This is a genomic window from Pseudomonas sp. PLMAX, assembly GCF_046042685.1.
Taxonomy (GTDB): domain Bacteria; phylum Pseudomonadota; class Gammaproteobacteria; order Pseudomonadales; family Pseudomonadaceae; genus Aquipseudomonas; species Aquipseudomonas putida_AE.
Genome location: NZ_CP064950.1, coordinates 683457 through 698587 on the forward strand (window position 1 = coordinate 683457; position 15131 = coordinate 698587).

Genomic DNA, 15131 nt, shown 5'->3' on the forward strand with positions numbered 1-15131 from the left:
ACCCAGTAAGCAAGGAGTGCCCGATGACTACTTCGAACAAGCAGGAATTGTTGATAAGGCCCGCGCCAGCAGGATCCCCAGCAGGCCTAATGCGTGTTGACGGTGACTGGTCTGGCGAAATGCTGCGTGGAATGCGCGTAGCTGAGTGGCGCTGGCGTGATCAGAATAACCATTGGGATCATGCCACCCACTGGAGCACCGGCCCGCAGGATCGCCAGGAGCGTCTTTACACCGAGGCTGACATGCTGGCCGTACTCGCTAGCCGGGACTCTGCATTTGCTGCTCTGGTCAGCCTGGAGGCCGAAAGCGTTTTCGAGGAGAGCGGTTGTGAGGTGGAGTCCTTTTTGGAGGCAAAAAACAACGCTCTCGCTGTGCTCAAGGCTGCACGGGAATCCAGTTTGGGCGCCCCGGATGCTGATGATGAGCTGCCCCAGGTAGTCCAGGCACCGAAAGCGCCAGCACCTGCCCCGACCAAAGCAGCGCGTCGAGGCCAGTCCGTAGGCTACGAATGGGACGTTGAAATCGTCGCTGACGGTGACACCGCAGAGCACGAGGATGGCGAGGTGCTGGAGCATGATCACTGCGGCTCCTACGCCGAAGCCAAGCGCAAGGCTGCCGAAACCCCACCTGAAGGGTGTCGCTACGTGATCGTCCTTGTGCGCGATGACGAAAACCGCAGGGCCTGGGCCTACCTTGAAGGTGGAAAGCTGCCTGAGACCTTCACGGACGGGCTGGGCCGTGATTACAAGCAAGTGCCTAAGCGGTTTGTCGACGAGGTCGCCAAGGGATAAGCGGTGCCATTCGACCCAGTCTCCGGGCTGGGTCAATTCATGAAATTAAATTCGCGGTATAGTGTGAAAATACATTGCCCATGTATTGTCTAATGAGTACATCAACAGTATACTCATAGCACGACTCGGGATTCACCCGAGCACCTGTACCAACGCGGATTCGACCATGACTATGAAGCACCGAGACATGATGTTCACCCTGGGCCAGCTGTCCTCCAGCACAATCCTGGGTGAGGCACAAACCAAGGCTCTGAAAGAGGCTGAATTCATCCTGGCCGACCTGAGCAAGCGTTTCGAAATGGTTGGCCTGGACGCCCACGTCCTCCTGCACTCCGTCGTGAAAGAACTCGAAGCTCCGCGTCTGACTACCCGTATCGTCGAACAGCTCAGCGCTTTCCGCCACTTCGCCGAAGAAGTCCCTGCGTTGCTGGACACTGCGCTGGCGTGCGATATCCACGACGCTGAACGGATCAAATCTCTGTACCGCACTCTGGATTTGTCTGACATCGCAGAGGCTCGGCACGCTGAATCTGGCAAGAACGTATTTCTTGTGAGTGGCCGTGAGAGCGGGGACGACGATGATGCAGTGGCCATTATCTTCGCCAAGGACGAGGAAGAGGCAAAAAACATCTTCCTGCGGGATGAACTCCATCTTGATCTGGACTCCCACGCCGATGATGAGGAAGAGGAGGAGGAAGAGGAGAGCGAGGATCCTAAGTACTTCATCATCACCAATGATCACATCGGCATTGTCGATCATCGTGGCCGCATCGCCCTCATCTGACTACCATGGCCCGGTACGCCGGGCCAGACTCCCCAGAATTCAGGAAGGAAAGTAACTTTATGGGCACTCGCATTAGCTTTCAGATCGGCCAGCCAGCGGCAATCGTCCTGTACGGTGTGGACGATCATCCAAATCAGCTCAAAAACCCTGTCGAACTGTTCGAGTGGTTTGCTCAAACCGTGGATGGGACTGAACTCCTGCTTGATCACCTGCTGACCACCAAGTATCGCTGCGATGGTGGCTCCCACAAAAAGGGTGACCCGATTTTCCGCCTGGATTTCGATCAAAGCCAAAGTGAATACAAGTTGATCCTCGACCCGGTCACCCGCGAGATCGTGAAGGTCGACACCAACACCCCAGCGAGCAAGGTTGAACAGGTCGTAGCAGATGTTACCAAGCTGCTGGCTGAAGTCGATGACGCCGACACAGCCTTGAACGAGGCTGAAGAGTGTCCAACCGGCGACACCTACAATGACCTCCACAGCACCGTGAAACATGGCCTGGGGCAGATCCTCGCCACGTTGCGGTAAGTCGACAGGAAGCCTCTGGTGGTTTGGGAAACCGAGCCACCCCATTCAATTACAAGGATGTCTGAATGTCTTTTTCTTGGGATCTCGCTTTCCACTCTGGCATGTCAGCCAAGTCGGATATTCGCGCCGCTGTTGATGAAGGCGTGCCGGTCGGTGTCGTCGCCACCCTGCTAGATCTGTCGAAGACGTATCTGGTGCTGCCTCGCCACCTCGATAACGGTGGCTCCGCCTTTGTAGACTCTGGGGCCTTCGCGGCATTCCAGAAGGGCGAAACCGTCGTGTGGGAGCGTGTGTTCCGCGTCTACGAGAGCATCCTACTGATGACCTCTCGCCCTGAGGGCTTGAGTATCGTCGCACCGGATGTCATCGGGAATCAGGCCGCAACCCTCGAACTCTGGACTGAGCACCGTGACCGCGTGAGCCAGTGGATTGCCGCTGGTGCTCGCGTCATCGTTCCTCTTCAGTGCGGTGAATTGAGCGCTGGCCAGCTTCTTGATAAAGCCAAAGCCATTTTCGGCACGGAACGCCTGTGCGCAGGCATACCCTCAAATCTGGCAGCCATGGGGGCTGAGGATGCTGCCACCCTCAACCACACGGATTTCCACATCCTTGGGCGTGTCATCCTGACGGCAGATCTGATGAAGAAGCTGTCGGTACTGCTGGCCAACAACCCAGGCGCCACCTACACCGCCGACGCCAACTGGATGCGCAGCCGCATTCGTGAGATCAGCCAAGCTCGCACCGTGGCCACTCCAGACCCGCTGGGTAGGCCGGTTGATTCATCGCGCACCCGTGCTGTTCGAGAAGTCCTACGACAGGACGCCTACCAGTACAAAAAACGAGCCTGAGGGGCCGGCAAACCATTTGAGAGGGCCTAGCTGGGCCCTACTGGAGCAGTATCGTGAGCACGACGTTTGTTATCGCAGTGGTGAACATGGGGTCGCGTGAGCACGTCTTGACGACGTTCTGCACAAGCCTGGAGGAGACCCGTACACGGGTGGCCGAAATGGAAGCGGCTTACCCCGGCAGCGGCTACCGCCTACTGGTGAGCCCGACCATCGCTGAGGCTGAAGCGCAAAAGGATCAGGCCTTGGATGCCATCCTCAGGGAGTCATGGGTACAGAGTCTGTTCATGAGCGGTAATCGCCCGGCGTGAGTGACCATGCCCACCGCCCGAGTGGTTGTCCTCATGCATGGGGTAATCGTCTATTCCGTAAGGCCTATAGAACCTACCGGCAACTCAGTGTCGGGTTCTCTTCACCAGTTTCTCATCCTGCTCAGCCAGGGCCGTTGCCAGGCTGATCATCATGGTCAGTCTGTTCTCGTCGATAACCTTTCCGGTTTTGAGTGCCAGGTCGTTTACGAACGCCTGAGCGTCCTCCTGGTCAACCTGGGAGGGTTTTTCCCCATCTTCTGCATCTGGGAGGTAGGCTTCCATTGTGAGGCCCTTGCCGGCGCTCATGAAGGCCTTCCGGAGGAGGGGAAGAACTCGCTTGATCCCATCCTGGTCGAGCGTGCATTCCGTGTACAGGTGGTCAATGAGCTTAGGGGCGATACGCTCTTCGAAAGCGTCAGCGACAAAGCCAGGATGAACATCCACAAGTGACAGATTGATCTGCATGAGAGCCCGCTCTGATGTTTGTCAATTGATGTCGAAAATAGTCGATTGGTCAGATACGTTCAACCTCTCTTAATTTGACCAAAAGAAGGCTTTTTGCCACAATCCCCGTGTGCAATATTTCAATCAGGGATTTCTTTTGAACAAGCGGCTGCCATCAGCACACCTTTACGCAAAGGATGAATTCTCGCCAAGCTGGGGAGAACACCAGGTGTGGCGTCTTCAAAAGCTGATGGAGTTAGAGTCATCCCGCACCGGGGTTCCGGTGGCAAAGTTGAGGCTCGCGTACCAGGACAAGACTCGTATCGAGCTGATGGGACGTCTGGGCGAGCGGGTTATCTACCGGCCCCAGGGCTTGATCAACGGCATGAACGTCCCAGAGAGTGATGCGGAGACCATGAGCTTTGAAGTGAGCTGGATCGACCCCTGGGGTTTCTTCCACCAGCGCACCGCTCAGTTCACTGAGATTCGCTTCGAGGTGCTCGATGAGTTCAGTTTCATGAGGCGTCAAAAACTGGTGAATGACGCCCGTGCAGCCATGATGGCTAAGTCCAAGGACACCCCACCAGAGTAAGCCCCCACACAAATCCACTTCGGCGCTTTGCGCGGCTGCCTTTGCCTTTGATTTTTTTCGGCGCAGAGCGCGGCTTGCTGTGCTTTTGACGTGCATTTCGACACCGACCAGCTTAAGCTCGCGCAGATTTTTGCGGAAATACGTGCACGAGGTATTTCTCCATTGATATGTTAAGTGAAAGAGTGCTTATCCGCTGCAAAGAAGTGACAGCAAGCACGGCATGCAATTGGTGAGGTAGTTTCATGGAATTGGACATTCAGTACGACATGCTGGCGAGGCAGGAAGACACTGGCCGCTATTTTGGCCTGATTCTTACCGGTGGCCCCGGCATCGGGAAAACCTACGCCGCAATGGGCATGAAGCGTCCTGGCGACCCGTTCCTGCGATTTGCTGTTCCTGGCAGGTCGAAAGAAGACATGGTGACCTACCCGGTTCCAGAGCTGATCAAGGCGGGTGAGAATGGTCAAAGAAGCAAGTGGACTATCAACCAGGTAATCACCGAGCCTGGCTTTGAGCAGCTGCTCGAAGAGAACTGCGGCGATAAGCCTGGCCTGCTGCTGATCGATGACGTGACGGGTGCCGACCAAAGCGTACAAAACGCCATGCTTGAGCTGGTGCAGTTCGGTCGCGTTGGCGAACACCAACTCGGCCCGAACATCGTGATCGCGATGACGGGTAACAACACCACTGACGGCGCCTACGCCATCGAGTGGAGCAACGCGTTGATGGGCCGAAGCCACTTCATCCAGTACAAGGCTAACTTCGAGCGCTGGATGGAGCTGCCGGTTAACAAGAACCTCGACCCAATCGTCGCTGGTTTCTTAAGCCAGAACTCCGATTTCTTCGCTCCAGACCGCGCCAACCAGGAAATGGACAATAAGTGCTTCGACGAGAACGGAGCAGGCGGTTGCCCTCGACTCTGGACGACCCTTGGTACCAGCACCATGAAGAAATGGGGCGGTCTGAAGCACTTCCAGGGCAACATCCTGTTCCCAACGCAAACCGACTACGTCAATTCCCTGGTCGGTACGAAAACTGGCTCGGCTTTTGAAACTTTCGCCAAGACCATGTACGACTACCCGACTGCGAAAGAGCTGTTCAACGATCCCGACATGTGGACAAGGCTGTCGCTCGAGAAGAAAAACGACAAGGCCTGTGTTTACGCGACTGCTCACTCAGTGCGCCAATACTGCCTGGCGTTGAACGAGAAGATCAACGAGACCAGCGGCAATAAGTACGGCAAGAAAGAAATCGCCGAAAAAGAAGCGCTCGTTATGAAGTTCTGTAACGTGGTTGCTCGCCTGATGCAGCAAGACCACGAAATGGGCGCATTCTGCATCCGTTATCTGGCGATGAAGCTGGCGCACGATCCAAAAGAAACGCTGGTCGGCCAGCTGGCCGGTTACGGCTGGGGTCTGCCAGGTGTTGACCCTGTCCTTGTCAGCGCGAACTTCCCAGGTGTGATGAAAAACATCAAGGAAGTAAGCGAACTGATGGACAAAGGCGATTCACCTTCCAGGTAAGAATCGAAGCCCCCGAAAGGGGGCTTTTCTTTTGGCCGAAAGTATTGGCTTTTGATCTTCTCACTACAAGGCTTTGCCTCGGCTTTTGATCTTGACCTTGGTCATAACTCTTTGCTCTTGCTTTTGACGTTAAGCCATCATGTTTTTGCTTTGGCTTTTGATGTCAAATCATCTGGCTTTTGCTTTTAATCAACTTCGCTTTGCTCTAATAGCCTGGAAAGGCATTAAGGCTTTTGTTTGAGGCCAAACAGCTGGGCAGATCAAAAGCGGACGAGCATTGAATGGTTTCTATATTTTAGGGTTGGAATAGGGATTGTATGTTTTTGATCTTAAGATTAAGACATCATCTGTTTTTAAAGGCTGTCTTCAGGGCAAAAGCGAAATCAAAAGCTGTCTGGTGGGGTGCGGGGGACGGCGAAGGAGGAACACGTCAAACCCATGAATGCGGTTAAATCATAGATTGATGTCGAACAACATCTAGAGGGCGTAAGCCAGGTCTCCAAGGGCTCTAGGGCAGGGGTCAAGCGATTTGAAATCGATGGGCAAAAATTGCCGGGATCGTGACGGCTTTTGTGGTGCCGCTCTGTGCTCCCATGCCAGAATTGATCTATTAGAGTTTTAGGTTGGAGTCTTGGGATGGGCGCGCAGGCGACTGAGCTACTGAAATACAAACCGAAAATGGACGAGGAGTTCGACCAGGCGCTGTTCCAACGGATCAAGTTCCTTGCGATGGAGCTGAGAACGCACAACCCGTTCTTTGGTGTTCTGGCCACTGAGCTGTGGATCGCCGGCCCCTCCAAGAGCGTCCCTACCATCGGCGTGTCGGAGAAGGGGTCTATCGTTTACAACGAAGACTTCATGCGTTCCCTTGAGCCAGGCGAGATCATCGCCGTACTGGTTCATGAGGCGCTCCACATGGCCTTGGACTTCTGGAAGCGCTTCAAGGGGCTTAAGCTCCAGGTCGCAAACTGGGCGCACGACTTCGTCATCAACGACATCATCGTCAAGTCGTTGGCCGAAATCTCGTTCACGAAATCCAATGGTAAGCACGTGAAGCTGAACATCAAGCTTCCGCCGAACGTTCTTCACGACTTGAAATACCGCGACAAATCGGGTGAAGAGGTTTACCTCATCCTGAACAAAGGCATCCAGGAAAAAGCAGAAGCTGCCAAAGCTCGCTTCAAAGAGATGATGACCGATCCAGCTCAAAAGGCTGAATGGGAACGCAAAGAGGCAATCAATAAAGCGCTTCGCGAGTCTCTAGTGAAGGGCTTCGAAAAACTGGGTAACGCGCAGAGTCTGGCAAACGCCAAGACTCGTACCGCCAATCCAGAACTGGAAAAGCGAATCGCCGAGTTCGACGATATCCTCTCTGACTTGGAGAGCATCTCCTGGGTCAATACGGGCGTCGAGGTAGATCAAGCGACGAACAACCCTCACGAGAAGGAAGACAAGCCGGAGGAACCATCTCAGCCATCACCAGAGCCAGGTGAAGGTAATGAGCCAGGTGAGCCTGGTCAGGAACCGCAGGACTCTCAGAAGCCTGAGGAGCCGAGTCAGCCACAAGATCAGACCAATCCTCAGCCTGGCCAACCTCAAGATCAAAACAGCCCTGAGGCTGGTGACCAAGGCCAACAGCCAGAAGCTGATCAGTCTGCTCGTCCTCAGGATCCTAAGGACAAGCTGAAAGAGGACATGAACCAGTCCATTCTCGACTACGCCGAGAAGGAACAGCAGCGGATCAGCGACGAGTACGACGACATTACTCCGGAGACCTCCCAGGAGCAGAACCTTGAAGACCTCCAGAAGGATCTCGATAAGGCTGCCGATGAGTACGTCGACAAGGTGACCAAGCATCCTGAGGATCGTCCAGCTGAAAATAAGCAGGCGCCAGAGCCTGGTGAGCCAGAGCAGGGTAACGAGAAAGGTGATGACCAAGGCCCGTCCCAAGAAGGTGGGGAGCCTGGTCAGGAAGGTGATCAATCTGAAAACGGCAATGAGCCGGGTAATTCAGGCGAGCCAGGTGAAAGCGGCCCAGGCCAGGAAGCTGGTAAGCAAGGTCAGCCTCAACCGGGCGGTGAGGGTGGCGAACCTTCTGCAGAAGACGGTTCGGGCGATATGACTAATGGTGGTGGCAGCCCAGGTCAGCCAGGCGGATCCCAGGGCGGGAGCCCGTCTCAGGGTGCTGGCTCTCCGAGTGGCTCAGGATCTCAGGGTGCTCAAAGCGGTCAGTCACCACAAGGTCAGTCTCAGCCGGGCAATGAAGGCGGTTACAACGGCCCTCAGAAGTCTGAGGCAAACGCCCGTAAAGACGTCGAGGATGTTCTCTCTGACGTCAAGCAGGAGCTCGCCAACTCGTTGAGCGGGCAAAAGGGCGGAACAAATGGTCTTGACCAAAGGATGGCCTCCGGCGAGGACATGATGGATCAGGGTGCCTATGATGAAGCCATGAAGGAGATGGCCAAGGAACTGGGCGTCAATCACCTGGAAAATGACATTGCTATCGATTGCGATGACATCCCCGGTAATCCTTACAAAAACGAAACGCCTGAGCAGACGGATGCCCGTAAGCGCCAGTCGTTCAACCGGGCTATTCAGGAAGATATGCTGGCCCCAAACAAGATGATGGGTACGCTCCCTTCATGGCTGCAAAAGGACATCAACGACATTCTGTATCCGCCGTTGGGGTTCACCAGGAAGATGAAGAAGTACTTCGGTAACTACGGTCGTGAGACCAAGAAGACCTTCTCAAAGCCGAACAATCGCAACACCTTTATGCCTGGCCACATGATGCGTAAGGGGCTCGTCAGAAACGAAGCGAAGATGTTCGTGATCCAGGACACCAGCTATTCGATGATGCAAGGCAAGGATCTGGATAACCTCAAGAAGTCCATGGGCTTGATCGAGCGTCTGGCTAACAACCAGGGTATGGAGATCGTGGTCATCCAGTGCGACGTTGGTGTAACGGCAAGGATGAACACCAGAGAAGCCATGGAAATGATCAACAAGAAGCAGTTCAAGCTCAATGGCTTGGGCGGATCGGACTTTACTCCGGCCTTCGAAATGATCTGGCAGGAGATGGCTAAAGAGAACACCGGCAAGGGTCATATGATCTGCGCGTTCACTGACGGTGCGATCAGAGTGCCTGAGAAGCCGCCTCGTGGCCTGCGCCAGCATGTTCTCTGGTTGACGAACCCAGGCCAGACGGCTCCAACCAAGGAATGGGGTGAGCACGTCATCATGGATGACATCTAGCCAAGGTTGGCTTTGGGGGATGATGCCGCTATATTCCCCAGAGCTTTACTGAGTCCCTTAAGGGGCATTCAAAGACCCCGGCAATGCCGGGGTTTTTAACTTTTGGATGGTTCTGGTAATGAAGTTTGATATTGAAAAGCAATCATCTGAGAGACCAGTGCCTGCCGTCTTAAATGACATGCAACAGCAACTTAAGAAGACAACACGTCGTTTGCAGTGGGTCTCCTTTAGCTGTCTGGCGCTGATTACTTTCGCTCCGTTTGCCGGAGTTTGGTTGGCCAATAGTGGCCACTGAAAACAACAACTAGAGGTCAACAATGAATCCCTCCACGCCAGCAAAACCTACCACCGAATCACTCCACGAGGATTACCGCTCTGCCATGAAGGCCGGTGATCATCAGGCAGCGATGGCCAGCCTCAGTGAGCTGCTCACCAGCAAAGACATCAAGCGCTTCCCGAGCTTCTCGCACCAGTATTTTGTAAGGCCGGTGCTCGATGACGGGCTGATGGAAATCAAAGCCTGCGCCGACGTCGTCAAAGGTCTGGAGCTTCACGCTCTCAAGCACATGGCGCAAAGCTACGGCACCGGGATCGCTTACTCACAGAAGGAAGCCAAAGCGCTCGGTGTTCTGGACTTAAGAACCATTGGGCAATTTATGTTCATTCATTCGCCAGAAGCGGGCTCTTCGGACGAAGACCTGGTCGAAGCTGAGCAGCTCTTCAAGAAAGGCTTCTCGCTGGGCCAACTGGTGACGCTGCATGCCAAGCAAGCAGTCCCGCGCCCCATTGCGGCCTTCTGCAATGTCTACCTGGCCAGACACGACGCGTGCCTCCCTCTCAACTGTCCCACAACAGTGAAGGTCGACCGCGATTTGCTTTATTTTGGTGACAAACTAACGTCGCTTTCGAGCTTTGATGGCGTTGCCGAGGTCTTGGTACGACACCAGGATGCTCCACAGGAACGCAAGGTGGCCATGGCTGTCGACCTGATCCAGAGCGTTGATGAGAATTCCAGTCCTACGCTGCTCAGGGAGCTGAAGCGCCAGCTTGGCACTTCGCTTGTGGCTGAAGCAGAGGCTGCCATTGGGCAGGTAACGCTTGGAAGTGCAGTAAAAACAGGGCAAAATCGTTTAATTATTGATGGCCCGAGTCTGTAACGAAGCGGGAATATTGACCTCAGGATGGAAACGATGATCACAATTGGCTCTTACACCAGTCGCAATGCTGTATCCAGGGCATTCAGGATCAAACTGATTGACCCACGGCTGCCACGACAAGAGCTGAGGCTGATGTTTCAGTATGACGCTGAAGGTCTGCTGCTGATCGTTAGCCAGAGTCATGGGGTTCGTCAGGTGTTCTTCCCGGCGCATGAGGTTGGCCAGGATATCGTGAGCTTCCTCGCCAGCAAGTGCTCAGACTCGATTGCGGCCCGCTGCCAGTCGAGCATCGACAACCAGGAGATCGATCTGCCTATCTTCTTCTGGAACGTCGAAGACAATCTGTGCCGGCTCCGGAGCAGGGGTGTCTTGAGCAATGATGCGTGCGCGGATGCTTTCGAAACCCTGGAGCATTACCGGGCGGAACTGAACGCTGAAGCCCTTCAATCATTCCTCCACCTGGAAAACCTCTCTGATGTCGTCGAGGCAAGCCTTGCCTACAAGGCTACAGATGAGGAGCTGGTGTTCTGGAAGGTGGTCTGGAAGGCAGTTGTGGCGAAGGCCAGGGTGCTGGATCAGGAACTGACCACCGCTTAAGGAACACACCAAAAGAAAAGGCCGCTTTCGCGGCCTTCTTTGTTACTCGACGATCAGAAGTTCTTCGTCGGGGCCACGGTTGGCGCTGCAACCGGTGCCGGCTCTGCCGCTGGATCTGCAGCTTCATCAGGTGCCTGGATCTTACCGAACTCAGGCGCGGAGTCATCAGTCTTGACCTCTTCCTGCGCTGGCGCTGACGCCAACTCGGCTTTGGTAGCCGCTTTGACTTCAGTCTCAGGCAGAAGCACTGGAGCAGGCTCTACAGCAGCCGGTGCCGCTTCCAGGGCCTCAACCTCTTCAATGGTTGCTACCGGCTCATCAGCTGCCGTTTCAGGCGCTTGATCGCCTACAGCAGCCTCAGGGGCCGCTTCAGCTTCGGCTTGTTCAGTTACGGATACTGGAGCCGCTTCAGTCTTTGCGGCTTCCACAGCAGACAGAACGACGCCAGCGGCGTTCACAGGGACGGACTTGATCGAATCAACCTGAGCTTTGAAGCCATCTGGATCCAGCGCCATCAGTTGCTGCATCAGTTCCTTGAACTGCAGGCCATCCTCTTCGGTGAAGGACAGACCATTGACCAGGCTTTCACCGGTCTTGTCTTTGATGTCCTTGACCTTGAGGGTCAATACAGAGCCTTCAGGGGCGGTAACCGAGCGCCATTCGCTGATCAGGGTAGGCTTGATCTGCAGATTCTGGCTTTCACCAGCCTTCAGGCCTTCCTCAACTTCCAGCTCCAGCGGGCCGGCGTAGACCGGGGTCGCTACGTTCGGGGCAACCAGGGAACCGTCCAGCGTGACGGAGTAGAGCACGCGGTCGCCGTTGTTGGTCACGGCCAGGGAGATGATCGGATCGAATTCGCCGGTGACTTCGTTCTTCACGGTGGTGAACTTGGCGTTGTCGACCTTGATCAGCTTCTTGTAGTTCTCGGCATTCAGCTTTTCGCCCAGCTCTTTCAGCTCGGACTGGATGCTGGCGATGGCGCTGGCCTTGGCTTGTTCAGCGATCAGAGCCTGCTGGGCAGCTTCTGCGTCAGCCTTCTGCTGTTGCTCGGCCTCGAGCTTGCTGCGCAGATCTGCAGCCACCTGCATGATCTGTTCGGCATTTTTGCCATTCAGGTCGGTCTGCAGCTGATCCATCGTGAAGTTTTTCTGAAGCAGCGAAACATCATCAGCGAATTGTGTTTGTTTCTCTTGGATAGGGATCTTGGTGGTCATCTTGCCGAGCGACTCGGTCAAGGCCGCTTGGCTGGTGCCGTCAGCGGTACCGTCATTACAGCCGGAGAGGGCTGCAACAATGAACAGGGGGAGGAGTGCTTTTTTGAACATGAGTGCCTCGAAAGTGGAGCAATCGTTTGTGGGAGAAAATACCCGCGCATCTTACTGGTGATTCATCGCCGCTGACAATTGATGCATATCGTTTGACCAGCCTTTCTTTGCCCAGTGCGGCATTGATATCCTGTAGGAATAGGTGAAACGGAACAGCCGGGGATTCTGACATGGCCAAAGCAAGGGAAATCGACCACAAACTTGATGGGACGGAGCACCTGAACATCTACAGCAGGGCACAGACGGATCTTGGGAAAGCCCTTTCCCATTTCGCCCATACGCCTTTCTGCCACAAGGAGTTCGGGAACTTCGCGTCCATGGAGGGTTTCTGGTACTGGCTGACCCGCCAAGACGAATCCTTACGCCACCTGCATGGCTGGGAAGCCAAAGAGCGTGGCCGTGATTTGCCAGAAGTGAAGAAATGGCACCCGGAGCGTTTCCGCCAGGTGATCATGGAAGGGAATGACGCCAAGTTCCAGCGCCACCCAGAAATCCTCCAAGCCCTGGGCAAGACCTCAATGCGCCTTGAGCACTACTACGTGCAGCGCTACGGTAAGGACACGAAGGTTCAGCATGCTAAAGACTCTGAATGGCTGCTGGCGTACTTTGAGGGCGTTCGCAAGAAGCTGAACCCTGAAGCAGACATGTTCCATTCCGAGAAAATCGAGCGCCGCCTCAAGGCAGCCCAGGTAGAGCCTGATCAGCTCTCGATGTTCTAACAACACAGGGCGCCCACCGGGCGCTCTTTTCATTCCTGGCATCACCAAGTAACCACGCCTGGCCGCAGCCGAAAGAGCAAAGGCGGACAAGCTTTGTTTGGGCACAAAAATCCGCTGTCGCGTTCCTCCAGGTAGCCCTGGTCGTCTGGCCGATCCGAGATCGGAAAGGCGCAGAAGCTTTTCCCCCGAAAGCTTTTAAAGAAAAAGGCTTTGCTGTTGCTCTTCAGCATTCTCGCTTTTGACCTTCAACGCTCAGGCTTTTGATCTTAAGCGCAGCAAGGCTGTTGCTGTTGCTGTTTGCTTCTAGCCGAAAGTCTTTTGCTTTTGCTTTTATCCACCAAGCTTTTGACTTTGCTTGAAACTATCTTGCGCATTTGATGCTGGCGCCAGCACAAGCGTGAAGCGGGGCGGACGACGCCAGGCAATGACAAGGTGAACACGGATGAGGCGTTGAGGTAAGGGCAGGGTGGTTGTGCAGTACAAGGATGCCGGCAAGGGCGGATTGGTCAGTAATGAGAAAAGCAAAGGCTGGCGGAAAATCAAGATCAAAACCTGTCTGGTGGGGTGCGGGGGCCGGCGCCAGCGGAGCAGGCGACTCCCCTATGAATGCGGTTAAATCATGGATTGATGTCGAACAACACCTGGATGACTGCGTCTGGAAGGCAACAAAGCCGGTTAAATCATGGATTGATGTCGAACAACACCTGGATGACTGCGTCTGGAAGGCAACAAAGCCGGTTAAATCATGGATTGATGTCGAACAACACCTGGATGACTGCGTCTGGAAGGCAACAAAGCCGGTCAATTGACGGATCGATTTCGAACAACGGGGTTGGCGGGCATTGACCCGCCTTTGATCAGCCTTGCTCGGCGTTACGCTTCTTCAGCTCAGCGTGCCGGGAGAGGATGAGATCGACTTCGTACTTGCGCAGGATGATCTCAAGGGTAAGGCCTCGAAGGCGCCAGCGTAGAGCTCGCTGAAGGTCAGGGACTGACTTGATGACTCTCTGGATGTGCGGCACCTCAGGATCGCCCTCAAGGGCATCCAGAAGGGCAGGTAGCTTCATCGTCGAGTAGGAGTCTCGTCCGCTTCGCAGCTTTACCAGGTCATCGAACGTGGTTTCCTGGGAGCCCTTGCGGTTGAGGCGCTGGGCCTTCTTACCAACCTTACGCTGGTGCTCTTGAAGCTCCTGGTCGTTGACCGGGGGAAACTCAGGAATCGGCGGTACCGGAGATCGGGTGAGGGCATAGCGCCGGCCACTCTCATCAAGGTCATTGTTCAACCAGTCATCCAGGATGAGGAAGAACATCTGAGAGAAGGCCTCCGTGTGGCCACGGATTGGCAGGGGCGTAACCGTCCTATCCAAGTTCACCCAGCCCAAGGCCATCCAGACGCGCTCAAGGGCCTCCGGCATCGCATCCACGAATCTGATGTAGGGCGCACGCCCCATGGGGTGCCTATCACCCTCACAGCTCTTCAGCGTTGGGAAGCCCTGGTCATTGAGCGCTTGGACAAAGGGCTTGAGCCTCACGTCGACACAGCCAACCTTACCAGTCTTGTAAACCAGCTCAGTGGCGGCGTGCTCATGCGTGAACAGCCTGAAGTTCTCGCGCCAGGGCGGATTGAAGCGAAAGGCGCTGAGTACTTTGTCGACAAAACCAGGGCTGTAAAGCTCAGGGGCGATATGCGCTTCGAACCGATCCCCGTTATCACACTCGATACGCATGACATTCGAGGCCTTTCTATACGATGTCTTGTCGGCCCTTTGAAGGGTCGCAATCGCACTCAGACCGTTGGTGCCTTTGATTTTACGAGGATGATCGGGAGTCACGGAAAAGGCCCAGGTTGGTCAGGACAAAGGTGGTGTGAAGGGCGGATCCATCATGGCCCGCTGGAGATCAATCGCATCCCGGCGCTTCTGGGCGTATTCACGGTCGGTATCGGTCACCAGCTCGAAAGGCTCGCCGGCGAGATCAATGCGGTGGGAGGAAGTCTTAAACGCTTTCAGGTAGAAACGCCTGGAGCACCAGAACTGCAGGACTTTGTGCACCTGGTTGAGCGAGAGCTCCAGTTCGCTGCCTTTCAGGGCGTCGACCATGTCTTGCGCAATGTTGATTTTGAGTGGGGAGACCACCAGCTCAGAGTCTTTCACCGGAAAAGCTTTCGGGAAGCGCTGTTGCAGCTCATGGAGATTGCCGAGCATCTGCTCGAACTGACGTTGTCTGCGAATAGCAGTGATCGTGGCCATTGGGAACTC

General features: G+C 55.0%; 17 protein-coding genes. 13 read left to right on the forward strand and 4 right to left on the reverse strand.

Annotation, left to right across the window (positions count from 1 at the left end; translation table 11 throughout):
- The first annotated feature begins 23 nt into the window (after nucleotides 1-23).
- The 5 genes from DKB71_RS36205 (at nucleotide 24) to DKB71_RS36225 (ending at nucleotide 3261) form a co-directional block, all read left to right on the forward strand.
- The gene (locus DKB71_RS36205; RefSeq protein ID WP_408601415.1) at nucleotides 24-791 is read left to right on the forward strand and encodes a hypothetical protein; all 768 of its coding nucleotides are present in this window, start codon (nucleotides 24-26) and stop codon (nucleotides 789-791) included.
- Between the two features lie 187 nt (nucleotides 792-978).
- Nucleotides 979-1575 carry a hypothetical protein gene (locus DKB71_RS36210; RefSeq protein WP_408601416.1) on the forward strand — a complete coding sequence of 199 codons (597 nt, stop codon included), beginning with the start codon at nucleotides 979-981 and terminating at the stop codon, nucleotides 1573-1575.
- A gap of 59 nt (nucleotides 1576-1634) precedes the next feature.
- Nucleotides 1635-2105: a hypothetical protein gene (locus DKB71_RS36215; protein ID WP_408601417.1), complete on the forward strand. Its 471-nt coding sequence runs from the start codon at nucleotides 1635-1637 to the stop codon at nucleotides 2103-2105.
- A 65-nt stretch (nucleotides 2106-2170) separates the two neighbouring features.
- Nucleotides 2171-2953 (forward strand): hypothetical protein, encoded by a 783-nt coding sequence (locus DKB71_RS36220; protein ID WP_408601418.1) that lies wholly within the window; start codon nucleotides 2171-2173, stop codon nucleotides 2951-2953.
- Between the two features lie 53 nt (nucleotides 2954-3006).
- Nucleotides 3007-3261: a hypothetical protein gene (locus DKB71_RS36225; protein ID WP_408601419.1), complete on the forward strand. Its 255-nt coding sequence runs from the start codon at nucleotides 3007-3009 to the stop codon at nucleotides 3259-3261.
- Nucleotides 3262-3345: 84 nt separating this feature from the next.
- Here the strand turns inward: DKB71_RS36225 and DKB71_RS36230 are convergent, their stop codons facing one another.
- Nucleotides 3346-3726 carry a hypothetical protein gene (locus tag DKB71_RS36230; protein ID WP_408601420.1) on the reverse strand — a complete coding sequence of 127 codons (381 nt, stop codon included), beginning with the start codon at nucleotides 3724-3726 and terminating at the stop codon, nucleotides 3346-3348.
- Between the two features lie 136 nt (nucleotides 3727-3862).
- On the opposite strand from DKB71_RS36230, the gene DKB71_RS36235 reads away from it, so the two are divergent.
- The 6 genes from DKB71_RS36235 to DKB71_RS36260 all read left to right on the forward strand — a co-directional run bounded on the left by DKB71_RS36235 (nucleotide 3863) and on the right by DKB71_RS36260 (nucleotide 10829).
- Nucleotides 3863-4297 carry a hypothetical protein gene (locus tag DKB71_RS36235; protein WP_408601421.1) on the forward strand — a complete coding sequence of 145 codons (435 nt, stop codon included), beginning with the start codon at nucleotides 3863-3865 and terminating at the stop codon, nucleotides 4295-4297.
- A gap of 242 nt (nucleotides 4298-4539) precedes the next feature.
- Entirely contained in the window at nucleotides 4540-5820 is a 1281-nt protein-coding gene (locus DKB71_RS36240; RefSeq protein ID WP_408601423.1) for an ATP-binding protein, read from the forward strand.
- A 636-nt stretch (nucleotides 5821-6456) separates the two neighbouring features.
- Complete coding sequence (locus DKB71_RS36245; RefSeq protein ID WP_408601425.1) at nucleotides 6457-9075, forward strand: DUF2201 family putative metallopeptidase; 2619 nt, start codon at nucleotides 6457-6459, stop codon at nucleotides 9073-9075.
- A 118-nt stretch (nucleotides 9076-9193) separates the two neighbouring features.
- Nucleotides 9194-9370 (forward strand): hypothetical protein, encoded by a 177-nt coding sequence (locus DKB71_RS36250; protein ID WP_408601426.1) that lies wholly within the window; start codon nucleotides 9194-9196, stop codon nucleotides 9368-9370.
- 22 nt (nucleotides 9371-9392) lie between these two features.
- The gene (locus DKB71_RS36255; RefSeq protein ID WP_408601428.1) at nucleotides 9393-10232 is read left to right on the forward strand and encodes a hypothetical protein; all 840 of its coding nucleotides are present in this window, start codon (nucleotides 9393-9395) and stop codon (nucleotides 10230-10232) included.
- Nucleotides 10233-10265: 33 nt separating this feature from the next.
- Nucleotides 10266-10829: a hypothetical protein gene (locus DKB71_RS36260; protein WP_408601429.1), complete on the forward strand. Its 564-nt coding sequence runs from the start codon at nucleotides 10266-10268 to the stop codon at nucleotides 10827-10829.
- 53 nt (nucleotides 10830-10882) lie between these two features.
- On the opposite strand, the gene DKB71_RS36265 is transcribed toward DKB71_RS36260, so the two are convergent.
- Nucleotides 10883-12154, reverse strand: coding sequence for a hypothetical protein (locus DKB71_RS36265; protein ID WP_408601430.1), 1272 nt, complete (start codon nucleotides 12152-12154; stop codon nucleotides 10883-10885).
- A 170-nt stretch (nucleotides 12155-12324) separates the two neighbouring features.
- Between DKB71_RS36265 and DKB71_RS36270 the strand changes: the two genes are divergently transcribed.
- Both DKB71_RS36270 and DKB71_RS36275 read left to right on the forward strand, forming a co-directional pair.
- On the forward strand, nucleotides 12325-12873 hold the full coding sequence (locus DKB71_RS36270) for a hypothetical protein (RefSeq protein WP_408601431.1): 549 nt from the start codon (nucleotides 12325-12327) through the stop codon (nucleotides 12871-12873).
- A 512-nt stretch (nucleotides 12874-13385) separates the two neighbouring features.
- On the forward strand, nucleotides 13386-13682 hold the full coding sequence (locus tag DKB71_RS36275; RefSeq protein WP_408601432.1) for a hypothetical protein: 297 nt from the start codon (nucleotides 13386-13388) through the stop codon (nucleotides 13680-13682).
- A 48-nt stretch (nucleotides 13683-13730) separates the two neighbouring features.
- On the opposite strand, the gene DKB71_RS36280 is transcribed toward DKB71_RS36275, so the two are convergent.
- Nucleotides 13731-14600 carry a hypothetical protein gene (locus tag DKB71_RS36280; RefSeq protein WP_408601433.1) on the reverse strand — a complete coding sequence of 290 codons (870 nt, stop codon included), beginning with the start codon at nucleotides 14598-14600 and terminating at the stop codon, nucleotides 13731-13733.
- Nucleotides 14601-14723: 123 nt separating this feature from the next.
- Nucleotides 14724-15122 (reverse strand): ProQ/FINO family protein, encoded by a 399-nt coding sequence (locus tag DKB71_RS36285; protein ID WP_408601434.1) that lies wholly within the window; start codon nucleotides 15120-15122, stop codon nucleotides 14724-14726.
- Between the last annotated feature and the right edge of the window lie 9 nt (nucleotides 15123-15131).

What these genes read in the sequence shown, in the direction of transcription:
- DKB71_RS36220 (WP_408601418.1), top strand. Translation starts at nt 2,171, where the DNA reads ATGTCTTTTTCTTGGGATCTCGCTTTCCACTCTGGCATGTCAGCCAAG.
- DKB71_RS36210 (WP_408601416.1), top strand. Translation starts at nt 979, where the DNA reads ATGATGTTCACCCTGGGCCAGCTGTCCTCCAGCACAATCCTGGGTGAG.
- DKB71_RS36240 (WP_408601423.1), top strand. Translation starts at nt 4,540, where the DNA reads ATGGAATTGGACATTCAGTACGACATGCTGGCGAGGCAGGAAGACACT.
- DKB71_RS36215 (WP_408601417.1), top strand. Translation starts at nt 1,635, where the DNA reads ATGGGCACTCGCATTAGCTTTCAGATCGGCCAGCCAGCGGCAATCGTC.
- DKB71_RS36285 (WP_408601434.1), bottom strand. Translation starts at nt 15,122, where the DNA reads ATGGCCACGATCACTGCTATTCGCAGACAACGTCAGTTCGAGCAGATG.
- DKB71_RS36260 (WP_408601429.1), top strand. Translation starts at nt 10,266, where the DNA reads ATGATCACAATTGGCTCTTACACCAGTCGCAATGCTGTATCCAGGGCA.
- DKB71_RS36275 (WP_408601432.1), top strand. Translation starts at nt 13,386, where the DNA reads ATGAGAAAAGCAAAGGCTGGCGGAAAATCAAGATCAAAACCTGTCTGG.
- DKB71_RS36255 (WP_408601428.1), top strand. Translation starts at nt 9,393, where the DNA reads ATGAATCCCTCCACGCCAGCAAAACCTACCACCGAATCACTCCACGAG.
- DKB71_RS36270 (WP_408601431.1), top strand. Translation starts at nt 12,325, where the DNA reads ATGGCCAAAGCAAGGGAAATCGACCACAAACTTGATGGGACGGAGCAC.
- DKB71_RS36205 (WP_408601415.1), top strand. Translation starts at nt 24, where the DNA reads ATGACTACTTCGAACAAGCAGGAATTGTTGATAAGGCCCGCGCCAGCA.
- DKB71_RS36280 (WP_408601433.1), bottom strand. Translation starts at nt 14,600, where the DNA reads ATGCGTATCGAGTGTGATAACGGGGATCGGTTCGAAGCGCATATCGCC.
- DKB71_RS36245 (WP_408601425.1), top strand. Translation starts at nt 6,457, where the DNA reads ATGGGCGCGCAGGCGACTGAGCTACTGAAATACAAACCGAAAATGGAC.
- DKB71_RS36250 (WP_408601426.1), top strand. Translation starts at nt 9,194, where the DNA reads ATGAAGTTTGATATTGAAAAGCAATCATCTGAGAGACCAGTGCCTGCC.
- DKB71_RS36230 (WP_408601420.1), bottom strand. Translation starts at nt 3,726, where the DNA reads ATGCAGATCAATCTGTCACTTGTGGATGTTCATCCTGGCTTTGTCGCT.
- DKB71_RS36265 (WP_408601430.1), bottom strand. Translation starts at nt 12,154, where the DNA reads ATGTTCAAAAAAGCACTCCTCCCCCTGTTCATTGTTGCAGCCCTCTCC.